This window comes from Neobacillus sp. MER 74 (assembly GCF_023714155.1).
On record NZ_JAMAUV010000142.1, the window covers coordinates 1 to 215 of the forward strand.

Below are 215 nucleotides of genomic sequence, written 5' to 3' on the forward strand. Positions count from 1 at the left end.
TACTACATCGCCTACCTGGGTCGGTCTGCGGTACGGGCACCTTTTATCTCGCTAGAGGCTTTTCTTGGCAGTGTGGAATCAGGAACTTCGGTACTAAATTTCCCTCGCTGTCACAGCTCAGCCTTATATGAGAGGCGGATTTGCCTACCTCTCAGCCTAACTGCTTAGACGCGCATATCCAACAGCGCGCTTACCCTATCCTCCTGCGTCCCCCC

General features: G+C 54.0%; 1 rRNA gene. It reads right to left on the reverse strand.

The features are described 5' to 3' along the window. Positions 1–9 precede the first annotated feature (9 nt). Positions 10–215 (reverse strand): 23S ribosomal RNA (locus M3610_RS27905); the annotation flags it as partial.